The sequence below is a fragment of the Anoxybacillus ayderensis genome, from assembly GCF_000833605.1.
In the GTDB taxonomy this organism is placed as follows: domain Bacteria; phylum Bacillota; class Bacilli; order Bacillales; family Anoxybacillaceae; genus Anoxybacillus; species Anoxybacillus ayderensis.
The window spans coordinates 153,829-168,680 of the sequence record NZ_JXTG01000002.1 but is presented as its reverse complement, the minus strand read 5'-3'; the positions used below and the strand labels follow the sequence as shown (position 1 = coordinate 168,680).

Here is a 14,852-nt window from a genome sequence, read left to right as displayed (position 1 = left end):
TTTATATATACTACCATAAATCAAAATAAAAAGCGAACGTTTTATTGCTTTCCGATATATTTTGCTTTTTCACGATTATGTTCGTCAAGCGTTTTTGTAAAAATGACATCGCCTGCTGGTGTTGCTAAAAAGTAAAAGTAGTCCGTTTCGGCTGGATGAAGCGCCGCATGAATCGACATTTCTCCCGCATTTGCAATTGGCCCTGGTGGAAGTCCTTTATGCATATACGTGTTGTACGGTGAGTTTACTTCCAAGTCTTTGTAATATACACGTTGTTTATGCTTTCCGAGCGCATATAAAACCGTTGGGTCCGTTTGAAGCGGCATTCCTTTTTCCAATCGATTGTAAAACACACTAGCAATTTTTTCGCGATCCGCTTTTTCCGTCGCTTCTTCTTCAATAAGTGACGCCATCGTTAACAATTGATGAACTGTCATGCCGCGCGCTTCCATATCTTCCGTATATTTTGCCAATATTTCTTCCGTTTTGGCGATCATCGTTTCAATCATTTCTTCAAGTGGCGGTTTTTCTTCCGTAAATGAATAGGTTGCTGGGAATAAATATCCTTCCAACGCATAACGAATGTTTTTATTTAAAATATCCGCTGTTAAAACAGAAGGATATTTTTTCATTAACTCTTCAATGTACGTGCGATTTGTTAATTTCGCCATAATGTCTTCTGTAGAATAGCCCGTCTTTTGTGACATAATCGTCGCAATTTGCGTCAACTGTTTTCCTTCTGGAATCGTTATTTTTAATTTCGCTTCTTTGACGATTTTTCCTGTTTTTAGCTGTTTTACAATTTGTTCAAATGTCATTGCTTTTGTAAACGTATAATTGCCAGCTTGAAAGTCCGCATGGTTTTTAAATTTTACGTAATAGCGAAAAATCGTTGCATCTTTTACGACACCGTTTTTTTCTAATATATTTGCGATTGTATACACCGATGAACCGATCGGAATTTCCACTTGAATCGGTGTTTTGTCGTTCGGATCAACCGGTTGCAAAGCGGAACGAATGTATACAAATAAACCAATGCATGCAGCAACCATGAACAATAACAAAGGTGCAGTAATATATAAAACAATTTTTCGCACCGTTTTCGCTTCGTGTTCTTGTAACATAAGCTATCCTCCCCTCACTTCTGACATTATACTACAAACCACGACATGACATAAATAAAAAAGAAGCTGACGCACAGTCAGCCCCTTTTTTATCTTCTTCCTCTTCTCTGTTCTTCACTGAGGAATGAGCCTTCTTCCTCTTCTTCCTCGTCTTCTTCCTCTTCACCGAGGAATGTGTTTAACATTTCTTCGATCATTTCCCATTCTTCTTCTGTTTCGATCGGCTGCAATTCTCCGGCTTGCCCATCTTCTCCTGGGATAAAGGAAGATGCGTGAATTTCGATTTCTTCGTTGTCATCTTCTTCTGCACCAATTGGGTAGTACAAAACATAAGATTTTCCAAATTCCTCAGATTCAAACGTAAATAATACTTCACAAAGTTGCTCGTTGCCGTTGTCATCAACGACTGTAATGTGTTTTTCACCGTGTTCCATCATGTTCACCTCAATTGTTTATGGTCCAAATACGATTGTAAAATCATCACTGCGGCCATTTTGTCGATCACTTTCTTTCGCTTTTTTCGACTGACGTCCGCAGCGATCAACATGCGCTCTGCCGCCATGGTAGACAACCTTTCGTCCCACAAGACGACAGGAAGTGAAAACGTTTGTTTCACTTGTTCTGCAAAGCGTTTTGTCGCTTCACCGCGCGGTCCGATCGTGCCGTTCATGTTTTTCGGAAACCCGACGACGATTTCTTCGACCGCATATTGCTCGATCAGTTGCCGCAAACGGTCAAAACCATATTCGCCATGTTCTTCATCGATACGAATCGTCTCGATGCCTTGAGCCGTCCATCCTAATTCGTCGCTTACAGCAACGCCGAGCGTTTTCGTTCCAACGTCTAATCCTAAAATACGCATATGGCTATTCCTCGCGATGTGTTCGTAAATAGAATTTCACTAATTCTTCAATTAATTCGTCACGATCAACTTTTCGAATTAAGTTTCTGGCATCTTTATGGCGAGGGATGTAAGCTGGATCACCAGACAATAAGTAGCCGACAATTTGGTTAATCGGGTTATATCCTTTTTCTTGCAACGCGTCGTATACAGTAAGCAATACTTCTCGAACATCGACGTTCATCGGCTCTTCCGAGAAGTTAAATTGCATTGTATTATCAAACGAACTCATCGTTTTTGCACCCCACTCTCACGTTCCGAGAAATCTGGCATATCCATCCTTACATCCATTGTACACGATTTCCACCGTTTATTAAACAGATTTTACCCACTGCTCGACAAATTTCAATGCTTCGTCTACTTTATTCGCATCTTTTCCGCCTGCTTGTGCCATATCTGCTCGGCCGCCACCGCCACCGCCGCAACGCGTCGCCACTTCTTTAATGAGTTTTCCAGCGTGATAACCGCGGTCGATTAAGTCGTTTGTGACACCGACAATTAAGTTTACTTTATTTTGTTGTACAGAAGCAAGCACAATGATTGCTGATCCTAATTTTTGTTTTAAATCGTCGACCATTGCACGTAAGCTGTTCATATCAGCGTTATTTACTTTGCTTACAACAAGTTGAACGCCGTTGATTTCTTTCGTTTGGTTGACTAAGTTTTCTGCTTCCATATGGCTTAAACGGGCAGCAAGCGATTCGTTTTCACGTTGCAATTCACGCATGTCATTCATAAGCGTATCGATGCGCGTGAGCACATCTTTCGGGTTCGTTTTTAATTTTTCCGCTACTTCTTTTAACAATGCAATTTGATCGTTCATTAAACGATACGCTGCTTTTCCTGTGACCGCTTCAATGCGGCGTGTGCCTGCGCCAATACCTGATTCAGAAACGATTTTAAACAAGCCGATTTCCGCCGTATTTGTGACATGGCAACCACCACAAAGCTCTAAGCTATAGTCGCCTACTTGCACAACGCGCACGATGTCACCATACTTTTCGCCAAACAGCGCCATCGCTCCCATCGCTTTCGCTTCATCAAGCGGCTTATAGTCGATGTTTACAGGAAGATTTCTCCAAATTTGTTCGTTGACGATCGCCTCAATTTGTTCAAGTTCTTCTTGTTTCACTTGACCGAAATGAGTGAAGTCAAAGCGTAAACGATCAGGCGCAACAAGCGAGCCTGCTTGGTTTACATGCACGCCAAGCACATCTTTTAACGCTTGATGTAACAAATGCGTCGCTGTATGGTTTTTCACGATATCGACGCGCGCTGCTTCATCGACATGTGCTGTATATGTGCCGTTTGTTTGAATGACACCGTGTTCGACAACGATATGATGTAAATGTTGACCGTTTGGCGCTTTTTGTACGTCTTTGACGTACGCTTTTCCTGTTTCTCCTTCGATCCAGCCACGGTCGGCAATTTGTCCACCGCTTTCTGCATAAAACGGCGTTTCACGTAAAATGACTTGTGCTTCTTCCCCTGCGCGTACTTCATTGACAAGTTGACCGTCTTTGACGATCACTTCCACGACAGAGGAAACAGAAAGTTGTTCGTAGCCGACAAACGTGCTTTCCACTTTAATGTCACCTAATACGCCGCCTTGAACTTGCATCGAATCAACATCTTGACGCGCAGCACGTGCTCGCTCACGTTGTCGCTCCATTTCACGTTCAAAACCGTCGTGATCCACTTTCATTCCTTCTTCCGCCGCATACTCTTCCGTTAATTCAACCGGGAAGCCGTATGTATCGTACAAACGGAATACATCTTCACCGCTAATCATGTCACTACCACGTTGTTTTTCTTTTTCAATGACGCTCGCTAAAATCGCAAGACCTTCATTTAATGTTTCATGGAAGCGCTCTTCTTCGTTTTTAATTACTTTTTGAATAAATTGTGCTTTTTCTTTCACTTCCGGATAATAGTCGACCATAATTTCGCCGACAACCGGAACGAGCTCATACATAAATGGACGTTGAATGTTTAATTGTTTTGCATAGCGAACCGCACGGCGCAATAAGCGACGTAAGACGTAGCCGCGTCCTTCGTTTGATGGAAGCGCTCCGTCGCCAATGGCAAACGTGACCGTACGAATATGGTCGGCAATAACTTTAAATGCGACATCTTTTTCTGCATCGGTGCGATATGTTTCACCTGAAATTTGTTCCGTCGCTCGAATGATCGGCATAAATAAGTCGGTATCAAAGTTTGTTGGCACGTCTTGTAAAATCGAGCACATCCGCTCTAATCCCATCCCTGTATCAATGTTTTTCTTCGGAAGCGGCGTATACGTGCCGTCAGGGTTATGGTTAAATTGAGAAAAGACAAGGTTCCATACTTCTAAATAACGTTCGTTTTCTCCGCCAGGATATAATTCGGGATCGTTCGGATCGTTACCAAATTGTTCCCCGCGATCGTAGAAAATTTCTGTATTTGGGCCGCTCGGACCTTCCCCGATATCCCAGAAGTTTCCTTCTAAACGAATAATTCGTTCTTCTGGCAAACCAATTTCGTTATGCCAAATGTCAAACGCTTCTTCATCTTCTGGGTGAATCGTCACAGAAAGACGGTTCGGGTCAAAGCCGATCCATTTTTCGCTCGTTAAAAACTCCCATGCCCAGTGAATGGCTTCTCGTTTAAAATAATCACCGATTGAAAAGTTTCCGAGCATTTCAAAAAACGTATGATGGCGCGCCGTTTTTCCGACGTTTTCAATATCGTTTGTACGAATCGACTTTTGCGCGTTACAAATGCGCGGATTGTCCGGAATGACACGGCCATCAAAATATTTTTTTAACGTTGCAACACCGCTGTTAATCCATAACAATGACGGGTCGTCAATTGGAATAAGCGATGCGCTCGGCTCAACGGCGTGACCTTTTTCTTTAAAAAAGTCTAAAAACATTTGACGTACTTGAGCAGATGTTAGCTTTTTCACGTTTCCTTCCTCCCTTAAAAATATAAAAAACTCCCATCCCTGCTCAGGGACGAGAGCTTGCTCGCGGTACCACCCTGTTTATGGACAAAACGTCCATCACCTCAACCGCCGTAACGTGGCTTCGTCGGCAGGGTTTGCCTGCACTCCGGATTAGCGTTCTGTTACCCTTCATCTGGAATTTCTTTCAGCCGCGGAAATTCCTCTCTGTGCGCCGAAAGCGCTTTAAGATGGACTGTAACATACTCGATCCTTCATCGTTTTTTATGTATTACTCTTGTGAAAATTATAGACAAGCCCCTTTTTTTTGTCAATGCACCGTTGTTTTCAACGCACGAATGTGCATAAATGTCTCCTTTACGATCGCAACAATTGGAACCGCGACAATTAAACCGAGCACTCCACCTATTTCCCCACCGACAAATAACGAAAACATAATGATGAGCGGATGTAAATGTAAACTTTTCCCTACGATCAAAGGGGATAAAATGTTCCCTTCAATAAATTGCAATAAAAAGACGATGCCAACGGTCAAAAACAACATATTTACTGAAACGGTAGCGGCGATAATGGCGGCTGGAATCGCGCCAATAATCGGCCCGAAATAAGGAATAACATTTGTTGCGCCGACGATGATGCCGAGCAACAGCGGATATTTCATGCCGATGAGCCAAAACGCAAGTGCGGCGGCTGTTCCGATCAATAAGCAAACGAACAATTGTCCACGAATATAGCCACCGAGCGCCCGATCGACATCACGCAAAAATTGAACACCTTCATTTCGCCATTTTTTCGGTGTTAAATCCCACGCGGCTTTTTTCATGAGCTCCACATCTTTTAACATGTAGAAAGCGATAAACGGGATAATAAAAAGAACGATAACCCGATTAATCAACTGTTTCAAGCCAATAATCGTCCCTGTAACCGCCTCGCTAATAAATGACTCGGCTTCCGCTATCATGGCTTCAATTCGTTGATGAACATCATAAGGCCACGTTGCCGTTTGTTCATGAATGACGTTCGTCCATTGTTCATACGTACGAACAAACATCGGCAAACTTTTATTTAAGTCTTCCAACTGAGCGATAAATAACGGTGTCCCTTTATAAACAGCAAAACCGATTCCGCCGAAAAATATGGCGTAAATCAAAAGAATAGCGAACGCCCTCGGCATGCCACGTTGATGAACGTATTCAACGACAGGATGCAGCAAGTATGTAATAAATGCAGCGATAAAAAAAGGGGTCGAAATTTTTATAAATAAGTGCAAAAACGGAAGCCATACAGACTTCAGCTTTACGATAAAATATAAACAAACTAAAACAACTAACAATTTCGTTAAACGAACGAAAAAATGAAGATGTGAATGTTCCAAGATGATCCCTCCTCTTTTCATAGTGTGAGGTCAAAAGAAGGATGTTATACAAAAACCGGCAACCTCAGATGAGATTGCCGGTTTTTCGTTACATAAATGGACGTAACATTTGTTTGCCGACTTTTCGCATGTTGCGCATGTTCATGCCACCGTTTCGTTGCGCTAATTGATACGCGGCTACTCCTGCACCGATCGCAATTAAAGAAGCGATTGTTCGATTCATCGTCATTCTCCTTTCATTACGAAAACAAAGTTCGTTCTTGTTCACTAAACAAATCATCGAGCGAGCTGAGCGTTCCGTCTTCTTCAACTTGGTGCGTATAAATCATTCCTTTTTGAACGGTTAGCTCAATAAAGCAGTTCCAACAATAATACTGATTAACACCGATTTTCCCTAAATCTTTACTTTGACAATTCGGACACTTTAACATAAAAGGACACGCTCCTTTTTATTTTTTCTTCTATCTTTGTCATTTTTTTACGCAAACATACGTCCCGGAAAGAAGGAGCGTGCCAAGATGTGTGTCCGTCATTATGTTGTGTCATTTTCCATAAAGTCATACGGGGTAACACCTTCCATTCCGATGTTTGCATCTTCCATCGGAAGTAGTTGTTGTTCTGGTGAAATAGTAGCAATTAATTTTTCGTATAATGTCGTCTGTCTCGTTCCGTCTTCTGTTCGCATCACCCCGAGTTGGAACGCTTCTTCTTCACCGCATAAAATTAAATATTGCTTACTGCGCGTAATGGCTGTGTATAGTAAATTCCGCCGAAGCATACGATAGTAGCTTTTTACAACAGGTAAAATGACGATCGGAAATTCACTTCCTTGTGATTTATGAATCGAACAACAATATGCGTGCGTAATTTGATGCAATTCTTGTTTTGGGTATGTCACTTCATTCCCATCAAATGAAACGACGACAAGGTCTTGTTTTTCTACATTTTCGTTTGCGTAAAAAATGGCAACGATCTCACCAATGTCGCCGTTAAATACGTTTTCATCTGGCTGATTGACGAGTTGCAACACCTTATCACCCACGCGATAAACGACATCACCAAAAACGAGTTCACGTTTACTGTCGCATTTCGGATTAAATAGTTGTTGAAGCGTCTCGTTAAGCCGATCAATTCCTGCGTGACCGCGATACATCGGCGCAAGCACTTGCACATCTTTTGCGCGATATCCTTTTTGCTTCGCATTTTCCGCCACTTTTTTTACGACGTCAACGACTTGTCCGCTCGTACAACGAATAAACGAACGATCTTTTTGTGGAACCGTCAAATCGTGAGGAATGTTTCCATCTTTAATTGCATGGGCAAGCGAAATAATCGATGAACCTTCCGCTTGCCGATAAATGTCTGTTAGCCGAACGGTCGGAATGACGTTTGCGCGAAGCAAATCTTTTAATACTTGTCCCGGACCGACAGAAGGCAATTGATCTTCGTCGCCAACAAAAATGACTTGCATCGTAGCTGGGACAGACTTTAACAACTGATTGGCTAACCACGTATCAACCATCGACATTTCATCAACGATTAACAGCTTTCCGCAAATCGGCTCATCTTCTCCGCGCTGAAATCCATCACCACTCCAACCGAGCAAACGGTGAATCGTCATCGCAGGCAAGCCTGTCGATTCCGTCATTCGCTTCGCTGCACGTCCTGTTGGAGCAGCAAGCAAAATAGGAAATGGCTCTTCCGTATCATAACTCGTCGGATCAAGCGATAGCCCATGCAATTTCGCAAACAAATGAACGATGCCGTTAATAACCGTCGTTTTTCCTGTGCCCGGTCCGCCCGTTAAAATAAATAAAGGGGAACAAAGCGCTTGTTGAATCGCTTCTTTTTGCTTCTGCGAGTATTGAATGTTTGCCTCTTCTTCCCATTCCCCGAGCGCAAGTAAAAATTCGGCTTCAGAACATGTCAACGTGTCCGTTTGTTTAAGCAGTCGCTTTATGTTTGACACAATACCTTTTTCGGCAAAATATAGCGAAGGGATATAAAAGCGATCTTCTTCGGCGATTAACTTTCCTTCTTCAGATAAATGAACGATTTCGCGGGAAATACAACCGACATCGACAAGCTCTTGACGTTTCGCCTCTAATAGTTGTTTCACTTCCGTAAGCAGTTGTTCATACGTCATGTAGACGTGCCCTTCTTGCATGCAATGTTGTTCAATGACGTATAAACAACCTGCGCGAATGCGATCAGGATGATTGCCCGAAATGCCAAGTTGCAAGCCGAGATCGTCTGCGCGGCCGAATCCGATCCCTTCAACGTCTTCTACAAGTTGATACGGATTCGTGCGAATGATTTGTAACGTTTCATCTTTGTACACTTGATAAATTTTCATCGACAACTGCGGACCGAATCCGAATTGTGACAAGGCGATCATAATTTGTTCTAATCCTTCATGTTCGCGCAACGTTTCATATAGTTGCTTCGCTTTTGCTTTTGTCAGTTTCGGTACGTTCGCGAGCACATCGGGGTCTTCTAATATTTTAGAAATGGCTCTCTCGCCTAAAGTTTCTACGATGGCGGCTGCTGTTTTTTTCCCGATTCCTTTAAACATGCCACCTGATAAATATTGAATGACTCCTTTTTTTGTTTCAGGAAACTCTTTCCGAAAATGCTCGACAACATATTGTTTCCCAAAGCGTGGATGTTCTTTAAATGAGCCGAAAAACGTATATGTGTCATACTCTCCGAGCAAAGGGAAATAGCCTGTTACAACAACGTCTTTTTCTATATGCGCTTCATTTGTCTCTTCCACGCGTACACGAATGACAGAATATAAATTGTCTTCGTTATGAAAAATCGTGCCAATATGGACGCCTTTAATAAACGATCGTCCGTCTAGATCTAGCTGTTGTTGCAACTCCATCTCCCCCTCTTTTATTGCAACGCTCGTTCCATTAGCTTTTTCCCATGTCCTGCGAGTAAATGATCTGGTTGAATAGCAAGCGCTTGTTCGAACATCTCATGCGCTGTTTTTGGATCGTCTTTGTATGCGTAGGCGACACCTAAATTGTAGTAAGCATCGGCATGTTGATTGTTTAATTGCACAGTGCGTTCAAAATAAGTCATCGCCTCATCGACAAACTGCAGTTGTGCTAAACAAAGCCCAAGTTGAAACATCGCTTCCACATCGCGCTCGTTTAGTTCTACCGCCCGTTGTAAATACGGCATCGCTAAGCGCGGTTGCTCTAAGTACATGAGCGACATACCGAGCATAAAAAATACATCGCCATCTGTTAACCCAGCTTGAATAGCACGTTCAAATTGCTCTTTCGCACGTTCGAACTGTTGCTTGTTGTAATAAATGGATCCGAGTCCGTAATACGCTGTCGCTGCTTTTTCATCAAGTTCAAGCGCTTTTTTGAAAAAACGGATCGCTTTTTCTTCTTCACCAACCGCTGCCAACACGTTCCCAAAATTAATGTAACCAACAGGATCGTTCGGGTTTTGTTCAATTGCTTCATGAAAACATTTGACCGCTTCTTCATATTTACGTTGCTGCATATATTGAATGCCTTGTGCGTTGTAATCCATCTACCTCACCTCATATGCATATTATAACAAAAAAGCCTTCAACTCGTCTGTTGAGTTGAAGGTTAGCCAACGTATGTGAGTCGGTTGCCGTCGCGAAATACTTGATCAATCGTACCGCCACCGAGACATTGTTCACCGTGATAAAATACAACTGCTTGTCCCGGCGTCACTGCGCGCACGCGTTGGCTAAATGATACACGCGCTGTCGTCTCATCAATCATTTCTACAGTAACCGGCACATCTGGTTGACGATAACGGAATTTCGCCGTACATGAAATCGGTTCGTGCGGCTTCCGATCACTTACCCAATTGACATTCGTCGCAATAATGGCATCAGAATAAAGCAATTCGTTATCAAATCCTTGTGCGACGTACAACACGTTTTCTTTCAAATTTTTCCCGACAACAAACCAAGGCTCTCCGCTTCCGCCAATGCCAAGCCCGTGGCGCTGTCCGATCGTATAATACATGAGCCCATCATGCGTACCTTTTATTTCTCCATCGAGCGTTTGCATCTTGCCCGGTTGCGCAGGCAAATAATTGCTTAAAAACTGTTTAAAATTGCGCTCACCGATAAAACAAATGCCTGTGCTATCTTTTTTTCCTGCTGTTGCAAGCCCCGCCTCTTTCGCTATTTCACGCACTTGCGATTTTTGCAATTCCCCGATTGGAAACAGCACTTTCGACAATTGCGCTTGTCCGAGCTGATTTAAAAAATACGTTTGATCTTTATTTGCATCTAATCCGCGCAACAATTGATATTCACCATCGCGATAAGCGACGCGCGCATAATGCCCTGTCGCTAAATAGTCAGCTCCAAGCGCCATCGCATGTTCTAAAAATGCTTTAAATTTAATTTCTTTATTGCACATCACATCTGGATTCGGTGTACGCCCCGCTTTATATTCATCTAAAAAGTACGTAAATACTTTTTCCCAATATTGCTTTTCGAAGTTCACCGCATAATACGGAATACCAATTTGGTTGCATACACGCACGACATCTTCGTAATCTTCCGTTGCCGTACATACCCCGTTTTCATCTGTATCATCCCAGTTTTTCATGAAAATGCCGATGACATCGTATCCTTGTTGTTTTAACAATAGCGCTGCGACAGATGAGTCGACACCGCCAGACATCCCAACAACTACCCTTGCCATTCTTCTCCCTCCTTTCATACTTTTGTTAGTCGCTTCACTATTTTGACAATGTCATATGCTGCTCGTTCTACTTGTTCCAACGTATTTCCATACCCAAAACTAAACCGAACAGATGAGCGAATGCGCTCTGATTCATTTCCGTACATCGCTACTAACACGTGCGACGGATCAATCGAACCAGCCGTACATGCTGATCCACTTGATGCGGCAATGCCTGCTAAGTCTAAATTGACAAGCAATGCTTCGACATTCGTTCCGAAAAACGAAACATTTAACACATGTGGCAAGCGACATGTTTCATGACCATTGATTGCGTAATGAATCCCTTCTTGCGCGAACGTCGTTAACATGACTTTTTGAAACTGTTCATATAACGCTCGTTTTTCGGCCATCGTTTGTTGAGCAAGCTCTGCCGCTTTTTGCAATCCGACAATACCGGGTACGTTTTCTGTTCCCGCACGCCGTTTTCGTTCTTGTTCTCCTCCGTATATGTGCGGGGTAAGACGAACGCCTTCACGCACATATAAAAAGCCGACTCCTTTTGGCCCGTTAATTTTATGGCTAGATACGGAAAGTAAATCAATGCCAAGTTCACGAACGTCAATTGGAACTAAACCGTACGCTTGAACCGCATCTGTATGAAAATAAGCACCATGGTCACGAAGCAATTGACCGATGTCATGAATCGGTTGCAATACGCCGGTTTCATTGTTGCCAAACATCACAGATACGATAATCGTATCATCGCGCAACGCGCTTTTTAGCTGTTCAACCGAAATGATCCCATGTTCATCAACAGGTAAATACGTCACATCGAATCCTTGTTTTTGTAAATATTTGCACGTATTTAATACGGCGTGGTGCTCGATAGACGTCGTAATAATATGGCGACCTTCATCGCGATTCGCCATCGCTACGCCCACCAACGCTAAATTATCCGCTTCTGTTCCGCCGCTTGTAAAAATGATTTCGTTTCCTTTTGCCCCAATTGTTTTCGCGATTGTCTCCCTCGCTTCATCAAGCGCGCGTCGACTTTCACGGCCGAACGAATGAATGCTTGATGGATTCCCAAAATATGTCGTCATATACGGAATCATTGCCTCAACAACTTGTGGATGAACAGGAGACGTCGCTGCATGATCGAAATAAATGCGCTCCAAATATATTCTCCTTTCTTAAATGTAAAACATATATGCGTCACCGTGATCGTCAGTATGGCTTGCTAAATCTTCAAGCGTCGTGCTATCTAACACCTCTTTTACCGCATCGCGAATGCGCATCCATAATTCACGCTTCGCTGGTTCTTCGTCTTCTAGCTCCTCAACGACTTGCAACGGACCTTCTAATACACGAATGACATCGCCTGCTGTAATTTTCGACGGTTCATTTGCTAAAATGTAGCCGCCATACGCGCCGCGAATGCTTTTTACTAAACCAGCGTTTCGCAATGGGGAAATGAGTTGTTCTAAATAATGTTCCGATAAATTGTTCATTTGAGCAATCGACTTTAACGAAATTGGTCCCTCTCCATAACGCTTAGCCAATTCAATCATAATCGTTAAGCCGTATCGACCTTTCGTAGATATTTTCAAACGAATCATCCCCTTATTTACTATCAAAAGAAACACAAGCCATTATAACATAAAAGTGCAGAACAAAGGAACGTTACTGTTTTTTTCGCTCATTGAGCCGCTCATAGACGGAAGCAAGCTGCTTTTCTTCTCCGTTTCGTTTCGGTTCATAATATTGCACACCGATTAAATCATCAGGCAAGTATTGTTGTGCCACCCAACTGTACGGATAATCGTGTGGATATTTATACCCTATTCCGCGTCCAAGATGTTTCGCCCCCGCATAGTGAGCGTCTTGCAGATGGAGCGGAATTGACTGCCCTTTTCCGCTTCGCACATCCGCAAGCGCTTGATCTATTGCTTCATATGCGCTATTTGATTTCGGTGATAAACACATTTCAATCGTCACAACCGAAAGCGGAATGCGCGCTTCTGGCATCCCGAGACGCTCCGCTGCTTCGATCGCGCTCATGACCTTCACACCAATGAGCGGATTCGCTAATCCAATATCTTCATAAGCGATAACCGCGAGGCGACGGCACACTGCGGTAAGGTCTCCTCCTTCAAGAAGCCGCGCTAAATAATGAAGCGCAGCATTTACATCGCTTCCGCGAACACTTTTCTGAAAAGCCGAAAGCAAAGAATAGTACGTATCTCCTTGTTTATCATACGTCAACGCCATTTTTTCTACACAAAATGAAACGGTATGTGTATCAACAATGGCACTCTGATCGCCTTGTTTCGTTGCATATACCGCTTCTTCTAAAATCGTTAATGCCATGCGCGCATCCCCGTTCGCTCCTTCGGCAATGATGGAAAGCGCCTCGTCGCTAATATCAATATGCCAATTTCCTAATCCGCGTTCACGATCGGTTAAAGCGCGGTGCAGTAATTCGATCGTTTTCTCTTTTGTTAATGGCTGTAATTGTTTCATTTGTCCTAAGCGGCTCCGCACAGCAGGGTTAATCGAATGAAACGGGTTTTCTGTCGTCGCCCCAATGAGTGTAATGAGTCCATTTTCAACATGCGGCAATAAATAATCTTGCTGCGCTTTTGTAAACCGATGAATTTCATCAATAAATAAAATAACGTTCCCTTCAAAACGAGCATCTGCCACAATTTCTTCGATTTCTTTTTTCCCTGCCGTCGTTGCATTTAACGCATAAAACGGGCGTTTCATCGTTCCAGCAATCGCATAAGCGAGCGATGTTTTACCGACGCCCGGCTGTCCGTAAAGTAACAGGGATGGAACATATCCATTTTTAATCATTCGATATAATGCTGTATGTGGACCGATGACATCGTCTTGTCCGACGACTTCGTCGATTGTGCGTGGACGCATACGATAGGCAAGCGGTTCTTGAGCAAACACTGTTTTTCACCTCACAACGCGAGCGCCGCACGTAAGGCAGGAACGAACTGACGCATGTCGCTTTGTTGTAAATATAAAAGAAACGCTTCAACAATCGCTTTTCTCGGTTCATCTCGCTCCATTTCTTCTTTCAATTGTTTCAACAAATCCATCGTATGATAATCACGTGCTTCTTCAATCATCTCATCAATGAGGGCAAGTGCGCGCGCTTTTTCTGCTTTTGCATCGTGGCAAATGAGCGGCATGTCGTGCTGTAAACTATCGACAAGCGCATCTAGTCGCTCCATTAAAAAAGGAGCTAAACGTTGAAAAGAAAACGACTGTTTTTCAAACAAAGCAAAAAATAAATATTCTTTTAACATCCCATTTAACATAATGGCACAATCAAGTACAAATGGACGAATACGCTCCCCGTACATATCGATGAATGACTGAATGTACCAATCAAATAAATGAGAACGGATGCGCAAAACGAGCGCATGAACGTCTTCACTTACTTTTTGCGCATGGTCTCCCATATGCATTTGCACAATTTCTTTATGTTGTTCAAACGCTTCAATTTGTAAAGAAAGTTGTTTTAAAAATTTTTCTCTTGCCGTCAGCGAACGATCTGAAGCGATGCGCGCAAATTGTTGAAACAACTGATCGTAATGATATTGAAAAATCGACAAAACAATTTCTTCTTTTGACTTAAAGTAGTTGTATAGCGACCCTTTCGCTAAATGACTATGTTCAGCAATTTCTTGCATCGATGTCGCGTGATACCCTTTTTCCGCAAATAGTTTCATCGCGACTTCAATAATTTGCTCTTTTCTGCTCATGCGGCCTCATCCTTATTGTTTTCTCGTTT

15 protein-coding genes are annotated in these 14,852 nt (G+C 42.9%); all 15 read right to left on the bottom strand.

Going from position 1 to position 14,852, the window contains the following annotated elements:
* Positions 1-41: 41 nt before the first annotated feature.
* The 15 genes from mltG to JV16_RS03025 all read right to left on the bottom strand — a co-directional run bounded on the left by mltG (position 42) and on the right by JV16_RS03025 (position 14,823).
* Positions 42-1,124, bottom strand: coding sequence for an endolytic transglycosylase MltG (gene mltG, locus JV16_RS03090; RefSeq protein ID WP_021093926.1), 1,083 nt, complete (start codon positions 1,122-1,124; stop codon positions 42-44).
* A gap of 89 nt (positions 1,125-1,213) precedes the next feature.
* Positions 1,214-1,558: a DUF1292 domain-containing protein gene (locus tag JV16_RS03085; RefSeq protein WP_042534194.1), complete on the bottom strand. Its 345-nt coding sequence runs from the start codon at positions 1,556-1,558 to the stop codon at positions 1,214-1,216.
* A gap of 5 nt (positions 1,559-1,563) precedes the next feature.
* Positions 1,564-1,986, bottom strand: coding sequence for a Holliday junction resolvase RuvX (gene ruvX, locus JV16_RS03080; protein WP_021093924.1), 423 nt, complete (start codon positions 1,984-1,986; stop codon positions 1,564-1,566).
* A gap of 4 nt (positions 1,987-1,990) precedes the next feature.
* Positions 1,991-2,257, bottom strand: coding sequence for an IreB family regulatory phosphoprotein (locus JV16_RS03075; protein ID WP_026011524.1), 267 nt, complete (start codon positions 2,255-2,257; stop codon positions 1,991-1,993).
* A gap of 81 nt (positions 2,258-2,338) precedes the next feature.
* Complete coding sequence (gene alaS / locus JV16_RS03070) at positions 2,339-4,972, bottom strand: alanine--tRNA ligase (RefSeq protein WP_021093922.1); 2,634 nt, start codon at positions 4,970-4,972, stop codon at positions 2,339-2,341.
* 307 nt (positions 4,973-5,279) lie between these two features.
* On the bottom strand, positions 5,280-6,344 hold the full coding sequence (locus tag JV16_RS03065) for an AI-2E family transporter (RefSeq protein WP_084220257.1): 1,065 nt from the start codon (positions 6,342-6,344) through the stop codon (positions 5,280-5,282).
* A gap of 88 nt (positions 6,345-6,432) precedes the next feature.
* On the bottom strand, positions 6,433-6,573 hold the full coding sequence (locus JV16_RS15085; protein ID WP_080730253.1) for a YrzQ family protein: 141 nt from the start codon (positions 6,571-6,573) through the stop codon (positions 6,433-6,435).
* Between the two features lie 10 nt (positions 6,574-6,583).
* The gene (locus JV16_RS03060; protein WP_021093919.1) at positions 6,584-6,775 is read right to left on the bottom strand and encodes a hypothetical protein; all 192 of its coding nucleotides are present in this window, start codon (positions 6,773-6,775) and stop codon (positions 6,584-6,586) included.
* A gap of 101 nt (positions 6,776-6,876) precedes the next feature.
* Positions 6,877-9,231 (bottom strand): SF1B family DNA helicase RecD2, encoded by a 2,355-nt coding sequence (recD2, locus tag JV16_RS03055; protein ID WP_021093918.1) that lies wholly within the window; start codon positions 9,229-9,231, stop codon positions 6,877-6,879.
* Positions 9,232-9,242: 11 nt separating this feature from the next.
* Positions 9,243-9,899 (bottom strand): tetratricopeptide repeat protein, encoded by a 657-nt coding sequence (locus JV16_RS03050; protein ID WP_021093917.1) that lies wholly within the window; start codon positions 9,897-9,899, stop codon positions 9,243-9,245.
* A 62-nt stretch (positions 9,900-9,961) separates the two neighbouring features.
* The gene (gene mnmA / locus JV16_RS03045; RefSeq protein ID WP_035062885.1) at positions 9,962-11,077 is read right to left on the bottom strand and encodes a tRNA 2-thiouridine(34) synthase MnmA; all 1,116 of its coding nucleotides are present in this window, start codon (positions 11,075-11,077) and stop codon (positions 9,962-9,964) included.
* Complete coding sequence (locus JV16_RS03040) at positions 11,074-12,219, bottom strand: cysteine desulfurase family protein (RefSeq protein WP_021093915.1); 1,146 nt, start codon at positions 12,217-12,219, stop codon at positions 11,074-11,076. The genes mnmA and JV16_RS03040 overlap by 4 nt, the downstream gene beginning before the upstream one ends.
* 15 nt (positions 12,220-12,234) lie before the next feature.
* The gene (cymR, locus tag JV16_RS03035) at positions 12,235-12,651 is read right to left on the bottom strand and encodes a cysteine metabolism transcriptional regulator CymR (RefSeq protein ID WP_009361688.1); all 417 of its coding nucleotides are present in this window, start codon (positions 12,649-12,651) and stop codon (positions 12,235-12,237) included.
* Positions 12,652-12,724: 73 nt separating this feature from the next.
* A complete protein-coding gene (locus JV16_RS03030) occupies positions 12,725-13,972 on the bottom strand; it encodes a replication-associated recombination protein A (protein WP_035062896.1) in 1,248 nt (415 codons plus the stop codon).
* 41 nt (positions 13,973-14,013) lie between these two features.
* Positions 14,014-14,823, bottom strand: a complete 810-nt coding sequence (locus tag JV16_RS03025) for a TetR/AcrR family transcriptional regulator (RefSeq protein ID WP_021093913.1) — start codon at positions 14,821-14,823, stop codon at positions 14,014-14,016.
* Positions 14,824-14,852: the final 29 nt, after the last annotated feature.